Consider the following 18,424-nt stretch of genomic DNA (forward strand, 5'->3'; position numbering starts at 1 on the left):
AAATGACCTGCGGATAATACACTTGATGAGTTCTGCACCTTCATCTGCACCACTCTTCAGCCGCGCCCAGCGTCGTTGCCATCTGCTATTGCTACTGTTTCTGCCCGCTCCCGCGCTAACGCTTGAAAAGCTCTGCCAGTTAAATGGCGTTGATCCTGTCGTCGCCCGACAGGATATCGCGGAAGTCGGTGATGAGATACAGCGCTACCATCAACTGGAGTTACACCAGATGGTCGATGGCAGTTTTCGCATACATGGGACGGAACTGGACAGGCGGCTATGCCTGCTCCATTGGCTGCGACGCGCGCTGCGTTTGTCGCAGGATTTCGTCTGCCAACATTTTGCTCCGGTGCTACGCCAGCGCCTGAAAGTACTCAACATCGAAAAAGCACTGTGGGATGAAACCAATCTGCAGGCGCTGATCCAGCACTGCAGTTTAAGGCTGTCTCGCGACTTTAGTCCGCGCGATCGCCTGTTCCTGCAGATCTTCATGAAGTATTCCCTGTGCCAGCGGCAAAACGCCTTGTTCAGCGAAAAACAACGCATATGGCTGGCCGCTAAAACAGAGCGCGGCGCGGCTGACGATGTCATCCATCACTGGCAGAAGCGTTGTCATTTAGCTCCGGACGCCAGTGAAACCGATTTCTGGACACTGTTATTCAGCTTGATCCATGCGCCGGATGGCAATCAACTGCGGGATGCACAGGCTGAGAAGCTGATGGCGGCGGTGGAAGCGCTGATTGCCCGCTTTGAGCAACTGGCACAGACACGCATCAAAAACCAGCATGAGCTGAAACTGCAACTCTTTACCCATCTGGCTCAGGCACTGGATCGCAGCCACTTTGCCATTGGCATTGATAACAGCGTGGCGTTAGATGTTGCGCGACTCTATCCACGATTGCTGCGCACCACCGAGCGCGCGCTGTATCACTTCAGCAGCGATTTCGGCACGCAATTCAATGCTGAGGAGGTGAGTTTAGTGGCGGTACTCTTTGGCGCCTGGCTAATGCAGGAGAGCGCATTGCAGGAAAAGCAGGTACTGCTGTTAACGGGCGCAGATGCCGCGCTGGAGCAATTGCTGGAGCAGCAGATCCGCGAAATGACACTGCTGCCCATCAACATCACCTATCAGGACATGCTGCATTTTCAACGTGAAGGCGCCCCGCGTGACGTTGCGCTGGTGATCACCCCCTATGCCACCTCTTTACCGCTATTTTCCCCGCCACTGATCCATGCCGAGCTGCCGCTGAGTTATCATCAGCAGCAGCGTATCCGGCAATTACTGGAGGCTTAAGCGGCGCGCGGCCGCAGGAAGAGTGCAGGAAGCGCGACCAGCGCCATCACCCAGAACAGATGTCCCTGCAAGTGGGTGAACAGTACGCCAGAAATCATCGTCATCACGGCAATACCGCCCCCCATCGCTAACGCTGAGTAGAGCGACTGCAAGCGGATCACTTCTGCCCCCTTGCGTGAGGCAATAAAACGCATCGCCGCCAGATGGCACACGGTAAAACTGCCGCAGTGCAGAATTTGCGCCACAATCAGCAACGGCAGCGCCGTGCTTGAACCGAGCATCACCCAACGCACCAGCGCACAAACGCAGGAGAGCAGTAACAAGTCACGTGCACTCCAGCGGCGGAACAGCCGATTACTGAGGGCAAATACCACAATTTCCGCGACCACGCCCAATGACCACAAATAGCCAATCACTGAAGTCGAGTAGCCCGCGTCCTGCCACCAAATGGCACTGAAGCTGTAATACGCCGCGTGAGCGCCCTGCATTAATGTCACACACAGCATAAAGCGCCATACCGCGTTTTCACGCAGCAGGTCGCGCCACGCCGACCATCCACCGGTGGCCCCCTGCCGCATATCCCCTTGTGGTCGTGTTTTAGGAACCAGCATCATGCCGGATAACATCACCAGCACGCCCAAACTCAGTAAAACCAGAATCGCCTGCGATGACCAGGCATTGACCATCATCCCGGTGAGCGCGGAACTGATCACAAACGCCAGCGATCCCCATAACCGCACTGGACCATACGCCAGACCGATTTGCTGCGTCCAGGTGGCGGCTAACGCGTCACTTAATGGCACCAGGGGTGAGAAGAACAGATTAAAGCCCACCATCACCAGCATCAGCCAGAGCCACTGACCGCCTAACCAGAATCCCAAAGCGAATAAGCAGGTCATTAACGCCAGCAGCCGCAGCGCCAGAATAAGTTGGGAGGGATTTTTCACCTGTGAGGCAATAAACAAACTGCCAACGAATCGCGCCACCATGCCGCATCCCAGCAGCAGGCCGATTTTCTCAGCATCTAAGCCGATGCCTTTTAGCCAAACGCTCCAGAAAGGAAGATAGATGCCGTAACAAAAGAAATAAGTGAAGTAGCTGAGTCCCAGCCATCTGGCCGATCCGATGGTCATTTTGCCTCCCGCAGGCATGTCGGCTGCGCCCGCAGCCCATTTGGCGGCTACTTTGTCAGAGCAGAACCCAAAAGGAAATAGTGAGACAGGAGGAATGTGAAGGTATGCAGCTGGATAAGCTTTTGTTGCACAATAAAAAAAGGATGACTTTCGCCATCCTTTTTATCACTTCAACGTTATGCCAAATCAGGCATAAACTGGCAGACGTGCACAGACGTCGAGAACTTTCTGCTTAGTGCGCTCAATGGTCGCTTCGTCGTTGATGTTGTCCAACACATCCGCAATCCAGCCAGCCAGTTCGCGAACTTCTGCTTCTTTGAAGCCACGACGGGTCACCGCTGGGGTACCAATACGCACACCTGAGGTCACGAATGGGCTCTTCGGATCGTTTGGCACACTGTTTTTGTTCACAGTGATGTTTGCACGGCCCAGCGCGGCATCGGCTTCTTTACCGGTCAGGTTTTTGCTCACCAGATCGATCAGGAACAGGTGGTTATAAGTCCCACCAGAAACGATGTTGTAGCCACGCTCCAGTAGCACTTCCACCATCGCTTTCGCGTTTTTCGCGACTTGCTGCTGGTAAGACTTGAATTCTGGCTCCATGGCTTCTTTGAACGCGACCGCTTTACCGGCGATGACGTGCATCAATGGGCCGCCCTGACCACCCGGGAACACCGCGGAGTTCAATTTTTTATACAGATCTTCGTCGCCGTTTTTCGCCAGAATCAGACCGCCACGTGGACCCGCCAGGGTTTTGTGCGTGGTTGAAGTGACGATGTGCGCATGTGGAACCGGGTTCGGGTACACATCCGCTGCGATCAGACCGGCAACGTGCGCCATGTCAACGAACAGGTAAGCACCCACGCTATCCGCGATTTCACGCATTTTAGCCCAGTCACAAACACCAGAATAAGCAGAGAAACCGCCGACGATCATTTTAGGCTTGTGGGTTTTAGCCAGCTCAGCCAGTTCGTCGTAATTGATTTTACCGGTTTCGTCGATGCCGTAAGGGATAACGTTATACAGTTTGCCCGACAGGTTAACCGGAGAACCGTGAGTCAGGTGACCACCGTGCGCCAGGTTCATCCCCAGGATGGTATCGCCCGGCTGCAGCAGCGCAGTGTACACCGCGAAGTTCGCCTGAGAACCTGAGTGAGGCTGTACGTTGGCAAAGTCTGCGCCGAACAGTTCTTTTGCGCGATCAATCGCCAGCTGTTCAACGATATCAACGTATTCGCATCCGCCGTAGTAACGCTTGCCTGGATACCCTTCCGCGTATTTGTTGGTGAGCTGTGAACCTTGCGCCTGCATAACGCGTGGGCTGGTGTAGTTTTCAGAAGCAATCAGTTCAATGTGCTCTTCCTGACGCACCTTCTCTTGCTCCATAGCCTGCCACAACTCGGCATCATAATCGGCAATGTTCATATCACGCTTTAACATCCGGCATCTCCTGACTAGCTAACTTTTAACGGCAGTTTAGGCCCCGGCAAGGGGGCGAAGGCCAATAGTGTAAACGGTTTTGTCAGGTGAAGGTAGCCGCAACCCGCTCTTTTTACGCAAACGATTGGCATGGCGCTGGAACGGGATTTTTACGCATTTTTTTACGCCTGAAAATCACGATATTCCTTCACATTGAACGGGAATATTTTTCAGGTTTGTGTGCCAGCTTCCAGCTTTAACGCATAACCCTTAATCAAAGCGGGGGATTTACAGGCAAGATGAACGATCATAAGATGCATTTAAAATACATGTTTAAATTTACCCTGAGGTATTCACCATGCTAGATGCGCAGACTATCGCTACCGTTAAATCTTCTTTACCCGCCATCGCCCAGGTTGGCCCTCAACTCACCGGCCACTTCTATCAGCGTTTGTTAACACAACACCCAGAGTTAAAAGACGTGTTCAACATGAATAATCAGCGCAGCGGCAACCAGCGTGAAGCGTTGTTCAATGCGATTGTGGCGTACGGTAGTAATCTGGAAAATCTGGCGGTGTTATTGCCCGCAGTGGAGAAGATCGCGCAGAAACATACCAGCCTGAACATTCAGCCTGAGCAGTACGCCGTGGTGGGTGAAACCTTGCTGGCAACCATTGAAGAGCTGCTCAATCCGGGCGATGAGGTGCTGGAAGCCTGGGGTAAAGCTTACGGCGTGCTGGCTAATGTGTTTATTCAGCGCGAAGAAGAGATTTATCGTACATCCGAAGAGAAAGCCGGTGGCTGGCGTGGTGCGCGAGACTTCCGTATCCGCGCCATCAATCAGGAAAGTTCGGTCATCAAAAGCTTTGAACTGGTGCCCAATGATGGGCAGCCAGTGGCTGATTTCTTACCCGGACAGTATCTGGCGGTGAGTTTGCGCCCCGCTGGCAGCGACAATATTCAGCATCGCCAGTATTCACTGACGCATCTACCTAACGGAAAAGCCTATCGCATTGCCGTTAAGCGCGAAGAACACGGCAGCGTTTCAGGCTGGCTTCACGCCAAAGCCAAAGTCGGCGACATTGTGCAGTGTGCGGCGCCCGCCGGTGATTTCTTCCTGCAAACCGCATCCTCGGCCCCTGTCACGCTAATCTCAGCCGGTGTCGGACAGACCCCGATGCTGGCGATGCTGGCCAGCCTTGCCGACCAACAGCATGCAGGAGCCGTCAACTGGCTGCATGCCGCCGAATGCAAATCACAGCATGCGTTTGCTGACGAAGTTAAAGCCACAGGCGCACGCCTGGCAACATTCAGCAGCCATATCTGGTATCGCCAACCTGAAAGCCAGGATGCGGGAAGTTATGATGCGCAGGGATTGATGGATCTCGCCAGCGTCTCAGGCGAATTAAATCAGCAAGATCGCCAATACTGGCTGTGTGGCCCGCTGCCGTTTATGCAGTTTGTCGCCCGTCAGCTGGTTGATGCCGGAGTCAGTGCCGATCGCATCCACTATGAAGTCTTCGGTCCACATAAAGTGCTGTAAACAAAAAAGCCTGCTCAATGCAGGCTTTTTAGCGGGTAACGGAGAGGTTTAGATTGCCTCTTCGTCCTCTTCACCGGTACGGATACGCACAACGCGCGCCACGTCGAAGACGAAGATCTTACCGTCGCCGATTTTACCGGTTTGCGCGGTTTTCATAATGGCTTCTACGCAGGTGTCGACGATGTCATCACCCACCACCATCTCGATTTTCACTTTTGGTAGAAAATCGACCATGTACTCCGCACCACGATACAGCTCAGTATGGCCTTTTTGACGTCCAAAGCCCTTCACTTCACTGACCGTCATCCCGGTGATGCCCACTTCTGCTAACGCTTCGCGCACATCATCGAGTTTGAATGGTTTAATAATTGCATCGATCTTTTTCATGACAGATCCTTTTTTCACTCCCTCCATGATGGACGGATAACCTTAGTATATGTGTTCCTGACGCTGCCGCAGCAAGCTACTCTTTAAATTCACTGGCGTCCAGCTCATGGCGTGACAGCAGCTTATAGAATTCAGTACGGTTACGTCCAGCCAGACGCGCGGCATTGGTGACATTTCCTTTGGTCATTTGCAGCAATTTACGCAGATAGTTCAGCTCGAACTGATTTCGCGCTTCGACAAAGGTGGGCAGCGCGGTATTTTCTCCTGCCAGCGCTTGCTCAACCAGCGCATCGCTTATCACCGGCGAGGTGCTGAGTGCAACGCACTGCTCAATCACGTTCACCAGCTGCCGGACGTTGCCAGGCCAACTGGCACCGACCAGCCGTTTCATCGCATCCACGGAAAAACTGCGGACAAAAGGTTTATGCCGCTCAGCTGACTGGCGTAACAGATGGTTGGCCAGCAGCGGAATATCCTCAGCGCGCTCATGCAGCGCGGGGATCTTCAGATTCACCACGTTGAGTCGATAGTAGAGATCCTCACGGAAGCTCTTCTTCTCCATTGCTTTAGGGAGATCGCGATGGGTAGCAGAGATAATGCGCACGTTGATATCGACATCGCGGTTACTGCCCAGCGGCCGCACTTTGCGCTCCTGCAACACGCGTAGCAGTTTCACCTGCAGCGCCTGTGGCATATCCCCGATTTCATCCAGAAACAGCGTGCCGCCCTCTGCCGCCTGGAACAACCCTTCACGCGCGCTAACCGCCCCCGTAAAGGCGCCCTTCGCATGACCAAAGAGTTCAGATTCCAAAAGCTGTTCCGGTAATGCACCGCAGTTGATGGCGATAAACGCTTTCTTCGCGCGTGGGCTGGCGGCATGAATCGCCTGCGCCAGCACCTCTTTACCGGTGCCGCTTTGGCCGTTGATCAATACGCTGACGTCAGATTGCGCCACCATATGCGCCTGCTCCAGCAAACGCATCATCAGAGGGTTGCGCGTCACAACCGCTTCACGCCAGGCATCATCACTGGCGGGCGCTCGCTGTGCCAGTGCTTCATCGATGGCTTTGTACAGCGCATCGCGATCCACGGGTTTGGTCAGGAAACTGAATACGCCCTGCTGCGTCGCCGATACGGCTTCAGGAATAGAGCCATGCGCGGTAAGGATGATCACCGGTAAGCCGGCGTGGCGTTTTTGGATTTCGCCAAACAGCGCCAATCCGTCCATCTCATCCATACGCAGATCGCTGATCACTAAATCCGCTTTCTCTTTTTGCAGATGACGCAGTGCTTCCGGGCCACTTTCGGCTGTCGATACCTGAAAACCCTCACTGCTGAGCCGCATCCCCAGTAGCTTAAGCAAACCTGGGTCGTCATCCACCAGCAGTAAACGTGCGGACTGTTTCATGGTTACTGATCCTCACTTTGCGCATCACTGGCACCGTGCGACGTATCGCTGCTGTCAGGTGCTTTACGTGATGACAGCTGGCGTTCGATGTCCGTTAAGCGCTCAAGCTTGCGCTGGGTCTCTTCCAGCGACTGACGCAGTTTGGTCTGCTGCTGGCGTAGGCTATCGAGTTCGGCGTCATTACTCTGCTGCAACGCAGCATAACGGCTACGCTCGCCACTCAAGGCTAATTGTGCAGCCTGGTTACTGCGCCACAGTTGTAGCAGCGGACGAACCGCCGTGGGGTAAGCCGCGCTGTAGCCATCTAACATGTCCAGATACTGACGGCGCTCGATTGGCGTCACATTACCATTGGCGAGCAGGATGCTTTGTTTATAGGCTCTCGCCCAACCCTGTACCGGCCAACGGCGCGCCTCAGCGCGTGCTTCAGCAGGAGATAACCTTTCAGCACAGTCGATGGCGCGCTGCCAGTAAAGGGGATTGCTCATCGCCGCAGGGGTTTCAATCTTCCAGACATTTTGGCAATCGGTGGCCAAATAATCGGGCAGCCGCAGGTCTGGTTCAGCCAGACTGGCACCATCATGCAAGGTGCTGCCCGTTGGCGGCGTCTGGCAGGCACTCAGGCCAAACGCCATTAACGCGCAGCTGAAAAGTTTTATCAGGGAGAGTTTCATTAATCAGGCATTCCCGGCGCTGGTAGTCAAAATAATACGAAAACACACATCTGCATCCTTGCGCGTCACCAATTGCAAATCGCCTTGCATCCTGCGCAAGCAATCTTTGGCGATGCTTAAGCCCAGCCCGCTGCCTTTAACCGGCCCTTTGCGCTGCTGGCTGCCCTGATAAAAGGGCTCAAAGATCATGGCCTGTTCTTCCGCGGGAATCGTTGTGCCGGTATTCGCCACCTCAATCCATACCTGGTTGCCTTTCTGCTGGCTCTGCAGCCAGATGTTACCGGATTCGCTGCCGTAGTTCACGGCGTTCGAATAGAGGTTATCGATGACGCGTTGCAGCAACGTGGCCTCGGCCAGACAATGCGTCACCTGTAAATCAACATGCGTGGTCAACTGCCGCGCGCTGGCGGGCAGTGAATGAACTTTTACCACCGCATCAATAATGTCATTAATCGCCACCGGCTCCAGCGCCATTGGCCCATCCGCCAGCTTGCGGTTGTAATCCAGCAACTGTTCAATAAGACGCTGTAAATGACGGCTGCTGGTATCCAGAATCGCCACCACTTCCTGCTGCTCCGCATTCAGTGGCCCAGCGACCTGATCGGCCAACAGTTCTGTGCCTTCACGCAGGCTGGCCAGCGGTGTTTTCAGTTCATGTGAAAGATGACGCAGAAACTCATGACGCTGTGCTTCCAGCCAGCTCAGACGTTCGCTGAGCCAGACAATACGTTGCCCGAGTGAACGGATCTCCCTTGGGCCTCGAAAACTCACGCTATCACCCAGTGCTTTGCCCTGCCCCAGACGATTAATCATGCGTTCGACGCGTTTCACCGGACCGATGATCATACCGGTAAACAGCAGCACCAGCGCCAGGCTGATAAGAAAGAGTATCAGCGCTTGCCAGCCAAAGAACTGGCCGCGATCGGCAATTTCACGTTGCAGTTGTAACCCACGAGAGAACACCACTTCGCGCGTTGCCTGCACCATTTGCGCATTCGCATCGGAAAAACGTTCCAGTGCCGTGGCGGCAACGCCCTGTGGATTGCCATTGTCACATTGCACGTTGGCTAATTGCGGCAAGGCCGCCTGCAGAACTTTAAAGGAGGGAAGATCCGGCAGACTGGCAGCATGGCTTGCCAGCATCTGACCATAACGCGTCCACTGCGTCTGATACAGCTTTTGCAGCGTGGCATCACCCAGTACGCAATACTGTCGGTAGCTGCGTTCCAACTCCAGTGCCGTGCGCGCCATTGCTTCGCTGCGGCGGACATCGGTGAAGGTATTGCGGTTGGTATCAGCCGCCTGATCGCTCAACGCTGACAGGCTTTCCCACGCTTGCCACGCCAGCACTAACAGCGGCAGCAGTACCAGCAGGAAAGCCAGCAACACTAATTGCCTGAGAGAACGGGGAAACAGACGCCATTTATTCACAACCGCGCTTCCTTAAAGGTGAACTGCAGGCATGCTAGCGAAGTATCAGAAGGTTAGAAAGTGGAGATATGAAAACGGCAGGCCTTTTGGCCTGCCGTGAGAGCGACGCCGCAGCATCGCTTGCAAAATAGGTGGAGCCTTACTCAACGTTACGTCCGATGCTTGATAACGTTGCAAAGCAAACGATTATCGGTGGGGTGGACGGCAGGCTCCGTTTGGTGCGTCATTCAGTTTTTATGAGCTCAACCGCAATGCGGGGCATTCATAGACAGGAGAATGAGCAACGCTGTAAGTATAGCAACTATCGTGCCAAAAATGAAATAGTCAGTATTATCAGAGTTATGCGGGGGTTAATCACGTTTTAATGCTCAAAGCGGACCGGCTGGTCTGGTAAAAGTGTCGTTAATCGGCAACGCTATAAAAATTGATAAATTGAGACATTAAAAATCAATGAGTTAAATGTCACCATTTGGAGACAGTGGCAGGCGTGGATTGTCGCCGATTTCAGACACTCGCCAAAAGGCGGCAAAACCGCTTTACCGGGCGCAAAAAAAAAGTCGCCCGAAGGCGACTTCTTATTCGAATGGGAAGACTTATCCCAACTGCTTACGCGCATTGCGGAAAATACGCATCCATGGGCTGTCTTCGCCCCACTCTGCCGGATGCCAGGAGTTGCTCACGGTACGGAACACACGCTCCGGGTGTGGCATCATGATGGTCACACGTCCGCTTTCGTTGGTCACCGCTGTGATACCGTTCGGCGAACCGTTCGGGTTTGCTGGGTAACTCTCGGTCACTTTACCGAAGTTATCAACGAAGCGCAGTGCCACCAGGCCTTTGCTTTCCAGCTGCGCCAGATGGTTAGCATCGCGCACTTCCACAAACCCTTCGCCGTGAGAAACCGCGATAGGCATGTGAGAACCGGCCATGCCGTCCAGCAGCAGTGATGGACTTGCCGCGACTTCCACCAGGCTGAAACGCGCTTCAAAACGCTCTGACTGGTTACGCACAAAGCGTGGCCACAGTTCACTACCTGGAATCAGCTCACGCAGGTTTGACATCATCTGGCAGCCATTACACACCCCCAGCGCCAGGGTCTGTGGGCGGTGGAAGAAGTTTTCAAACTCGTCACGCACACGGCCGTTGAACAGAATTGACTTCGCCCAACCCTCACCGGCACCCAGCACATCGCCGTAAGAGAAACCACCGCAGGCTACCAGCGCCTGGAACTCTTCCAGACCACGACGCCCCGCCAGCAGATCGCTCATGTGGACGTCAACGGCGGTGAAGCCAGCACGATGGAAGGCAGCCGCCATTTCAACGTGGGAGTTCACACCCTGCTCACGCAGCACGGCAACACGTGGACGCGCGCCAGTGGCGATCATCGGTGCAGCCACATCTTCTTCTGGCTTGAAGGTCAGATGCACGTTTAAGCCAGGGTCGTTGTCGTCCTTCTTCGCTTCATGTTCCTGGTCAGCACAGGCTGGGTTATCACGCAGACGCTGCATCTGCCAGGTGGTTTCTGCCCACCAGGTACGCAATGTGGTACGGCTCTCGCTGTACACGGCGCTGTCGCCAGAACGAATGACAAAGCGATCACCCGGTAATGCCTGGCCAATCACATGCACGTTGCTGCTCAGACCATGGTCGGCAAACACTTTCTCAACGGCTGCACGATCTGCGGCGTTAATCTGGATTACTGCACCCAACTCTTCGGTGAACAGTGCCGCCAACGCATCGCTGCCCAGTGCGGCGATATCCGCTTCAATACCGCAGTGACCGGTGAAGGCCATTTCGGCCAGTGTCACCAGCAAGCCGCCATCTGAACGGTCGTGATAAGCCAGCAATTTCTGCTCGGCCACCAGCGCCTGAATGGCGTTAAAGAAGCCTGCCAGCTGCGACGCATCGCGCACATCAGCAGGTTTGTCGCCCAGCTGACGGTAAACCTGAGACAGCGCGGTGGCACCTAAGGTGTTGGCACCGTTACCCAGATCAACCAGCAACAGCAGGTTATCTTTATCCGCTTGCAACTGTGGCGTGACCGTGCGACGCACATCTTCTACACGCGCAAATGCGGTTATCACCAGTGACAGCGGTGAGGTCATCTCACGCTGCTCGGTGCCCTGCTGCCAGCGGGTCTTCATCGACATGGAGTCTTTGCCCACCGGGATAGTGATACCCAGCGCTGGACACAACTCTTCGCCAACCGCTTTCACTGCAGCATACAGACCGGCATCTTCACCTGGGTGACCGGCTGCGGCCATCCAGTTTGCCGAGAGTTTCACGCGCTGCAGGGAACCAATCGAGGTAGCGGCCAGGTTCGTCAGCGCTTCACCCACGGCCAGACGGCCCGATGCGGCGAAGTCCAGCAAGGCGACCGGTGCACGCTCGCCCAGTGAGAAGGCTTCACCGTGATAGCTGTCGAGGCTCGCGGTGGTGACAGCACAGTTTGCTACCGGAATCTGCCAGGGTCCCACCATCTGATCGCGTGCCACCATACCGGTTACACTGCGGTCACCAATGGTGATCAGGAAGGTTTTCTCTGCCACGGTTGGCAGATGCAATACGCGGTTAACCGCATCGGCCACGGTAATGTTTTCACGTACCAGCGCATCGCCTTTGGCTTGCTGGCTGGCAACATCACGCGTCATCTTCGGCGTTTTGCCCAGCAGCACGTCCAGTGGCATATCGATAGGTTTGTTGTCGAAGTGGCTGTCGCCGAGGTTCAGATGCAGCTCTTCCGTCGCTTCACCAATCACCGCATACGGCGCGCGCTCACGCTGACACAGCTCATCGAACAGCGCTAACTGCGCAGGCGCAACCGCCAGCACATAACGCTCCTGCGATTCGTTACACCACACTTCCAGCGGGCTCATGCCTGGCTCATCGTTGAGGATATCGCGCAGGTTGAAGTTACCGCCACGGCCGCCATCGCTGACCAGTTCAGGCATTGCGTTGGACAGGCCGCCTGCACCCACATCGTGGATGAACAGAATCGGGTTGGCTTCGCCCAGCTGCCAGCAGCGGTCGATCACTTCCTGGCAACGACGTTCCATTTCTGGGTTATCACGCTGTACAGAAGCGAAATCCAGGTCAGCATCAGACTGACCCGACGCCATGGAAGAGGCCGCGCCGCCGCCTAAACCGATGTTCATCGCCGGACCGCCAAGCACGATCAGTTTCGCGCCGACAACGATTTCGCCTTTTTGCACATGGTCGGCACGAATGTTACCAATACCGCCCGCCAGCATGATTGGCTTATGGTATCCACGCAGTTCTGAGCCATTATGGCTGTTGACGCGCTCTTCGTAGGTACGGAAGTAACCATTCAGGGCCGGACGACCAAATTCGTTGTTGAACGCCGCGCCGCCCAGCGGGCCTTCGGTCATGATGTCCAGCGCAGTGACGATGCGATCTGGCTTACCGAAATCTTCTTCCCATGGCTGTTCAAAGCCCGGAATACGCAGGTTGGAAACCGAGAAGCCGACCAGACCTGCTTTTGGCTTCGCGCCACGTCCGGTTGCGCCTTCATCACGGATTTCACCGCCTGAACCGGTTGCCGCACCTGGCCATGGTGAAATCGCCGTTGGGTGGTTGTGGGTTTCCACCTTCATCAGGATATGGGCATCTTCCTGATGGAAGTTGTATTCGCCCTTCTGCGCATCGGCGTAGAAGCGGCCAACCTGTGAACCTTCCATCACCGCAGCGTTGTCTTTATAAGCAGACAGCACGTGCTCTGGATTATGTTCAAAGGTGTTTTTGATCATTTTAAACAGCGATTTCGGCTGTTTTTCACCGTCGATGATCCAATCGGCGTTGAAGATTTTGTGACGGCAGTGCTCAGAGTTTGCCTGGGCAAACATGTAGAGCTCGATGTCGTTAGGATTGCGACCCAGCTTGGTAAAGGCATCCAGCAGGTAGTCGATCTCGTCATCGGCCAGCGCCAGACCCAGCGTGGTGTTGGCTTGCTCCAGTGCGCTGCGGCCTGCGCCCAGCACGTCAACGCTTTTCAGCGGCTGCGGCTCATGATGTGCAAACAGTTGCTGCGCATCATTGAGGTCACCAAACACGGTTTCCATCATGCGGTCATGCAGCAGGCTAGCCAGCTGCTGCCATTGTGCTTCGGTCAGTTGCGGTGCCTGCACATAAAACGCCATACCGCGTTCCAGGCGAATAACCTGTGGCAAGTCACAGTTGTGCGCGATGTCGGTGGCTTTTGAGGACCACGGGGAGATCGTGCCAGGGCGCGGGGTCACCAGCAACAGACGCCCTTGTGGCGCGTGTTCGGCGAGAGAAGGACCGTATTTCAGCAAACGTTGCAGGCGGGCGTGTTCATCCGCACTGAGTGGTGCGCTGACATCGGCAAAATGGACGTACTCGGCGTAAATATCACTCACTGGCAGGTGAGCGTCCTGAAAGCGGGTCAGCAGTTTGTTTACACGAAATGCCGACAGAGCGGGCGAACCACGCAGAATTTCCATCATCAAAGATCTCTCGTCTTTGAAGCGCCGGGCGACGCTTCATTGGGCGCAACAGGGGAAAACGGGCGGTATTATAGAGAAACCTCGCGGGTTACGAAACCGTTTGCGCATAAAATCTGGCACTCAGCATTTGGCTGAATTTTGCGCAATTCTTGCTATATAAGTTGCCCTGTTGCGCTTTGTTGCGCAAAATGCCCCTCGCTCTGGGAGTGAAAACAACATAAATACTGCCTTTAAAAGACAGAGGCCTGTGAGCCATTAAGAGACAACTATTTGAAACGCCTGAAAATAAACTATCTGTTTATCGGTCTGATCACCGTGCTGCTTGCGCTGGCACTGTGGCCCTCCATCCCGTGGTACGGCGGTGGAAAAGACGCGCTATCGCAGATTAAATCACGGGGAGTACTGCGCATCAGTACTGTGAACTCCCCGCTGACTTACTACACCATCAACAATGCACCAGCCGGTATGGATTACGAGCTGGCGAAACGCTTCGCCGATTATTTAGGCGTCAAACTTGAGGTCACGGTGCGTCCGAACCTCGGCGATCTGTTTGACGATCTCGATGATGGTAAAGCGGATTTGCTGGCAGCCGGGCTGATTTATAACGGTGAACGCCTGGCCCACTATCAAAGTGGCCCCAGCTACTACTCCGTTTCTCAGCAGTTGGTGTACCGCATTGATAAGCCTCGGCCGAAGAACCTTGGCGATCTGAAAGGCCGCCTGATTGTGCAGTCCGGTTCGGCATATCTGTCAACTTTACGTTCCGCTAAAGCTGACAGCTATCCCGATCTCGATTGGGCGATATCCACCGATCAGGGACAAAAGGCCCTGCTGGAAGCGGTGGCAGATGGCAAACTTGACTACACCGTGGGCGACTCCGTGACCATCGGCCTGTTACAGCGTATCCATCCACAGCTGGCCGTGGCGTTTGACGTGACCGATGAAGAGCCGGTGACGTGGTATTTACCGCGTAACGATGACGACAGCCTGAATGCCGCGATGCTCGACTTCTACAGCCAGATGGGTGAAGAAGGCACCATGGCGCGGCTGGAAGAGAAATATCTCGGTCACGTTGGCACCTTCGATTATGTCGATACGCGTACCTTCCTGCGCGCCATTGATAGCACGCTGCCGGATATCAAGCCGCTGTTTGAAAAGTATGCGGCGAGCATGGACTGGCGTCTGCTGGCGGCCATCTCCTATCAGGAATCGCACTGGAATCCTCAGGCCACCTCCCCCACCGGGGTGCGCGGCATGATGATGCTGACGCGTAACACGGCAGACAGCCTGAATGTGAATGACCGCCTCGATCCTGAGCAGAGCATCCGCGGTGGCAGTGAATACCTGCAACGCATGATGGAAAAAGTACCCGACACCATTCCTGATGACGAGCGTATCTGGTTTGCACTGGCGGCTTACAACATGGGGTATGCGCATATGTTGGATGTGCGTAAGTTGACGGCGAAACAGGGCGGTAACCCAGACAGCTGGGCCGATGTGAAATTACGTCTACCAATGCTTAGCCAGAAGCGTTACTACGCGCAGACCACCTATGGCTACGCGCGTGGCCATGAAGCCTATAATTACGTCGAGAATATCCGTAAGTATCAGATCAGTCTGGTGGGTTATCTACAAGAGCAGGATAAGCGGTTAGCGCAGCAGTCTGCACTGGAAGCCGAACTGGGTGCCGGCTATCCGGCGGTCGAACCCAAGATTGCGATGAATTAACCTTCGCGCTGCGCCTGACGCAGCGCTTTCTTTTGTTCACGGCGCATGCGGAAGAAGTCACTCAGCATCCCGGCACACTCTTCTGCTAATACACCGCAATTGATTTGAATCTGGTGATTCATACCCGGATGGCCAATCACGTCCAGCAGTGAACCTGCCGCACCGGTCTTTTCATCTTTCGCTCCATACACCAGCCGCGTGATGCGGCTGTGCACCATGGCGCCCGCACACATCACACAGGGTTCCAGCGTGACATATAAGGTAGTGTCGAGCAGGCGGTAATTTTCGAGGATTTTCCCGCCCTGACGCAGCGCCATGATTTCGGCATGGGCGGTGGGATCGCACTGACCAATCGGGCGGTTCCAGCCTTCGCCGATCACTTTATCGCCCTGGACCAACACCGCCCCCACGGGCACTTCGCCCTGCTCCCACGCGCGCCGCGCCAGTTCAAGCGCATGACGCATCCAGTATTCATCAGTTTGTGGGCTCACCGGCAACTCCTGCGGATAGAAAAGGCGGCGCATTATAGACGGAATTGCCGCGTGATTCACTCCAGCTGTTGCAGCTCACCGCGCGGCGTGACACGCCAGCGATGCTGGCAAAAGAATAACAGCGGGTTGTCCTGCTTGCTGTCACTGTAGCCGCTGTATAGCTGCAAGGGCGTACCAATCTTCTCTTCGAGCTGCGCCACCTTCTCATGACCCAGGCAGCGCATCGCCAGCACGCGACCACCCAGCCCTGGCTGCATCTGGCTGGCGATCAGTTGAACACGCGGCAGGAACGCCGAATCGAAATAGACTTGCTCAACCAGCGATTGCGGAGAGCCGGTAATCAGCCACACATCGGCATCATCACTGCTGAGATAATCGGTGAGGCGCTGCTGCACCACCGGAAATGCGGTGACACGCTGACGAAACCAGGCAGCGAACTCCGCCTCACGCTGACGTAACCGCTGTTCGTTGTGACCAAACGTAATCGCCCAAAGCAGTAAGCTCATCGGCCAACGCGCAGCCCGGCCTTTAATCAGCATGCCTAAGCCAATCACCGGCAGCAGCGGCACCACCAGCAACAGGTTGAGCGGCTGGCGACGCAATAGATAGCGCATAAAAGTGCCAAACATGTCCTGCTGGTGCAGCGTGCCATCCAGATCGAAAAATACCACTCGGCGTTGCGTACCCTTAGTCAAACTCCACTCCTTATCGCTTTTCAACTCTACGGCTTGCCCTACAGTGTAGCCAGCTTCATTCTCGGGGGCGAAAACAGTCATTTTTAATTCCAATGACTACAATGCCAGCTGAATAGTTTATTCTTTGTAGCGGTGCGCTGTCATTAAACAGTGAGGGCGCGAAAAGAGACTACGCTCAATCGGGAATAGTTGGATTAAGGATCGAACATGAGTTCATTGCTGCGAATTCGCCAGCTTTACCCTCGACTGGCGCTGAATGAGCGTCGGCTGGCGGATTTTTTGCTGTCGCAGCCGGATCGGGCACGGCATCTGAGTTCGCAAAAACTGGCTGAGGAATCGGGTGTCAGCCAGTCTAGCGTGGTGAAATTCGCCCAGAAACTGGGCTACAAAGGTTTTCCGGCGTTGAAGCTGGCGCTGAGTGAATCGCTGGCCGATCGTGACGCCATTACGGTTCATAACCATATCCTCAGTGATGACCCGCTCAAAGTGGTGGGAGAGAAGTTACTGACAGAGAAAATCTCCGCGATCCGCGCCACGCTGGATATCAACAGCGAAGAGAAGCTACTACAGACGCTGCAACTGCTGAAAAACGCCAACCGCATTTTATTGGTCGGGATTGGCGCATCGGGGCTGGTGGCGAAAGATTTCTCGTGGAAGCTAATGAAGATTGGCATCAACGCGGTGGCCGAGCAGGATATGCATGCTTTACTGGCCAGCGTACAGGCGATGGCGCCGGGCGATGTCTTGCTGACGATCTCCTACACCGGTGAACGTCGGGAAATCAATCTTGCCGCGCAGGAAGCTGCGCAGTTGGGTGTAGATGTGCTGGCCTTTACCGGCTTCACCCCTAACTCATTGCAGCAGTGTGCGTCTATCTGCCTCTACACCGTGGCTGAAGAGCAGAGCACACGCAGCGCGGCCATCTCTTCAACCAGCGCACAGCTGGCATTGACCGACCTGCTGTTTATGGCGCTGGTTCAGAACGATCCAGAACGCGCGTCGAGCCATATTCGCCACAGTGAAGAGTTGGTGAAGAAGCTGGTTTAAGTCCAATTAAAAAGGCCGTTAACCGGCCTTTTTATCGTTCGGCCCTTCCGCCTGGCGACAGGCTTCACGACTGTCACGTTGCAAGTGGTGTAAGCATTCATCGCACAGCGATTGCTCAGCAGAGATGAGTCGCGCCCAGAAGCCAATTGGGCGACCGCAGCACAAACAGTGTTGTTTAATCAGAATCTTTTTCACTTCGTTATTTTTCATGCCTGTATGACAAGCAATTTTGCCGGTCATTATCGCACGAAATGATAACTCGGATTATTCCCACTCACTAGCAACCCGTCATCAATAATTGATGAATAGTTCTACAGTGCGTTTTATTCGCAGATTGTTTGATGCAGGCCAATACCCTGTCGGGTCAATTGAGGTGATTTATGCTAAGGTGCGCGCCTGCTAAACACACTGACAGACACCATGGCGTTATTAATCACCACGAAATGCATCAACTGTGATATGTGCGAACCTGAATGCCCAAACCAGGCGATCAGCTTAGGGGAGGCAATCTATGAGATTGATGTCGACCGCTGCACAGAATGCGTGGGCCATTATGATGTGCCGACCTGCCAAAGCGTCTGCCCGATTGATAACACCATCATTTCTGACCCACAGCACCCTGAAAGTCGCGAGGCGCTGTGGGAAAAATTTGTGGTCTTATACCCAAAATAATTCGAGTTTCAGGAAGGC

At 54.7% G+C, this 18,424-nt stretch carries 15 protein-coding genes; 5 read left to right on the forward strand and 10 right to left on the reverse strand.

Annotated features, from left to right (window positions below; genetic code table 11):
• The first annotated feature begins 25 nt into the window (after positions 1-25).
• Positions 26-1,294 (forward strand): stationary phase inducible protein CsiE, encoded by a 1,269-nt coding sequence (csiE, locus tag QMZ30_RS04885; RefSeq protein WP_283226578.1) that lies wholly within the window; start codon positions 26-28, stop codon positions 1,292-1,294.
• Here csiE and QMZ30_RS04890 read toward each other — a convergent pair.
• Together QMZ30_RS04890 and glyA are read right to left on the reverse strand one after the other, a co-directional pair.
• Positions 1,291-2,427: a 3-phenylpropionate MFS transporter gene (locus QMZ30_RS04890; RefSeq protein WP_283226579.1), complete on the reverse strand. Its 1,137-nt coding sequence runs from the start codon at positions 2,425-2,427 to the stop codon at positions 1,291-1,293. The genes csiE and QMZ30_RS04890 overlap by 4 nt on opposite strands.
• A 186-nt stretch (positions 2,428-2,613) precedes the next feature.
• On the reverse strand, positions 2,614-3,867 hold the full coding sequence (gene glyA / locus QMZ30_RS04895; RefSeq protein ID WP_058968038.1) for a serine hydroxymethyltransferase: 1,254 nt from the start codon (positions 3,865-3,867) through the stop codon (positions 2,614-2,616).
• Between the two features lie 337 nt (positions 3,868-4,204).
• On the opposite strand from glyA, the gene hmpA reads away from it, so the two are divergent.
• A complete protein-coding gene (hmpA, locus tag QMZ30_RS04900) occupies positions 4,205-5,389 on the forward strand; it encodes an NO-inducible flavohemoprotein (protein WP_283226580.1) in 1,185 nt (394 codons plus the stop codon).
• A gap of 48 nt (positions 5,390-5,437) precedes the next feature.
• On the opposite strand, the gene glnB is transcribed toward hmpA, so the two are convergent.
• The 5 genes from glnB to purL form a co-directional block, all read right to left on the reverse strand.
• Complete coding sequence (gene glnB, locus QMZ30_RS04905; RefSeq protein ID WP_039329891.1) at positions 5,438-5,776, reverse strand: nitrogen regulatory protein P-II; 339 nt, start codon at positions 5,774-5,776, stop codon at positions 5,438-5,440.
• Between the two features lie 76 nt (positions 5,777-5,852).
• On the reverse strand, positions 5,853-7,184 hold the full coding sequence (glrR, locus tag QMZ30_RS04910; protein ID WP_283226581.1) for a two-component system response regulator GlrR: 1,332 nt from the start codon (positions 7,182-7,184) through the stop codon (positions 5,853-5,855).
• A 2-nt stretch (positions 7,185-7,186) separates the two neighbouring features.
• Positions 7,187-7,858: a two-component system QseEF-associated lipoprotein QseG gene (gene qseG, locus QMZ30_RS04915; protein WP_283226582.1), complete on the reverse strand. Its 672-nt coding sequence runs from the start codon at positions 7,856-7,858 to the stop codon at positions 7,187-7,189.
• Between the two features lie 3 nt (positions 7,859-7,861).
• On the reverse strand, positions 7,862-9,289 hold the full coding sequence (locus QMZ30_RS04920; RefSeq protein WP_283226583.1) for a sensor histidine kinase: 1,428 nt from the start codon (positions 9,287-9,289) through the stop codon (positions 7,862-7,864).
• Between the two features lie 593 nt (positions 9,290-9,882).
• Positions 9,883-13,773, reverse strand: coding sequence for a phosphoribosylformylglycinamidine synthase (gene purL / locus QMZ30_RS04925; RefSeq protein WP_283226584.1), 3,891 nt, complete (start codon positions 13,771-13,773; stop codon positions 9,883-9,885).
• Between the two features lie 270 nt (positions 13,774-14,043).
• Here purL and mltF point away from each other — a divergent pair, with 270 nt between their 5' ends.
• Positions 14,044-15,501, forward strand: coding sequence for a membrane-bound lytic murein transglycosylase MltF (mltF, locus tag QMZ30_RS04930; RefSeq protein WP_039329899.1), 1,458 nt, complete (start codon positions 14,044-14,046; stop codon positions 15,499-15,501).
• Here the strand turns inward: mltF and tadA are convergent.
• Positions 15,498-15,992 carry a tRNA adenosine(34) deaminase TadA gene (tadA, locus tag QMZ30_RS04935; RefSeq protein ID WP_283226585.1) on the reverse strand — a complete coding sequence of 165 codons (495 nt, stop codon included), beginning with the start codon at positions 15,990-15,992 and terminating at the stop codon, positions 15,498-15,500. The two genes, mltF and tadA, sit on opposite strands and share 4 nt — an antisense overlap.
• Before the next feature lie 56 nt (positions 15,993-16,048).
• On the reverse strand, positions 16,049-16,687 hold the full coding sequence (gene yfhb / locus QMZ30_RS04940; RefSeq protein WP_039329901.1) for a phosphatidylglycerophosphatase C: 639 nt from the start codon (positions 16,685-16,687) through the stop codon (positions 16,049-16,051).
• Positions 16,688-16,894: 207 nt separating this feature from the next.
• Between yfhb and QMZ30_RS04945 the strand changes: the two genes are divergently transcribed.
• Complete coding sequence (locus QMZ30_RS04945) at positions 16,895-17,734, forward strand: MurR/RpiR family transcriptional regulator (protein ID WP_283226586.1); 840 nt, start codon at positions 16,895-16,897, stop codon at positions 17,732-17,734.
• Positions 17,735-17,752: 18 nt separating this feature from the next.
• Here the strand turns inward: QMZ30_RS04945 and QMZ30_RS04950 are convergent, their stop codons facing one another.
• On the reverse strand, positions 17,753-17,944 hold the full coding sequence (locus QMZ30_RS04950) for a hypothetical protein (RefSeq protein ID WP_283226587.1): 192 nt from the start codon (positions 17,942-17,944) through the stop codon (positions 17,753-17,755).
• Between the two features lie 210 nt (positions 17,945-18,154).
• Between QMZ30_RS04950 and QMZ30_RS04955 the strand changes: the two genes are divergently transcribed.
• Positions 18,155-18,406 (forward strand): YfhL family 4Fe-4S dicluster ferredoxin, encoded by a 252-nt coding sequence (locus tag QMZ30_RS04955; RefSeq protein WP_283226588.1) that lies wholly within the window; start codon positions 18,155-18,157, stop codon positions 18,404-18,406.
• The last annotated feature ends 18 nt before the right edge of the window (positions 18,407-18,424 follow it).

Source organism: Pantoea sp. EA-12, from assembly GCF_030053355.1.
GTDB lineage: Bacteria > Pseudomonadota > Gammaproteobacteria > Enterobacterales > Enterobacteriaceae > Pantoea > Pantoea vagans_C.

Bases quoted from the DNA above. Each gene is read 5' to 3' on its own strand.
- QMZ30_RS04955 (WP_283226588.1), top strand. From the start codon at position 18,155: ATGGCGTTATTAATCACCACGAAATGCATCAACTGTGATATGTGCGAA.
- QMZ30_RS04890 (WP_283226579.1), bottom strand. From the start codon at position 2,427: ATGACCATCGGATCGGCCAGATGGCTGGGACTCAGCTACTTCACTTAT.
- hmpA (WP_283226580.1), top strand. From the start codon at position 4,205: ATGCTAGATGCGCAGACTATCGCTACCGTTAAATCTTCTTTACCCGCC.
- QMZ30_RS04945 (WP_283226586.1), top strand. From the start codon at position 16,895: ATGAGTTCATTGCTGCGAATTCGCCAGCTTTACCCTCGACTGGCGCTG.
- glyA (WP_058968038.1), bottom strand. From the start codon at position 3,867: ATGTTAAAGCGTGATATGAACATTGCCGATTATGATGCCGAGTTGTGG.
- csiE (WP_283226578.1), top strand. From the start codon at position 26: ATGAGTTCTGCACCTTCATCTGCACCACTCTTCAGCCGCGCCCAGCGT.
- QMZ30_RS04950 (WP_283226587.1), bottom strand. From the start codon at position 17,944: ATGAAAAATAACGAAGTGAAAAAGATTCTGATTAAACAACACTGTTTG.
- glrR (WP_283226581.1), bottom strand. From the start codon at position 7,184: ATGAAACAGTCCGCACGTTTACTGCTGGTGGATGACGACCCAGGTTTG.
- glnB (WP_039329891.1), bottom strand. From the start codon at position 5,776: ATGAAAAAGATCGATGCAATTATTAAACCATTCAAACTCGATGATGTG.
- purL (WP_283226584.1), bottom strand. From the start codon at position 13,773: ATGATGGAAATTCTGCGTGGTTCGCCCGCTCTGTCGGCATTTCGTGTA.
- qseG (WP_283226582.1), bottom strand. From the start codon at position 7,858: ATGAAACTCTCCCTGATAAAACTTTTCAGCTGCGCGTTAATGGCGTTT.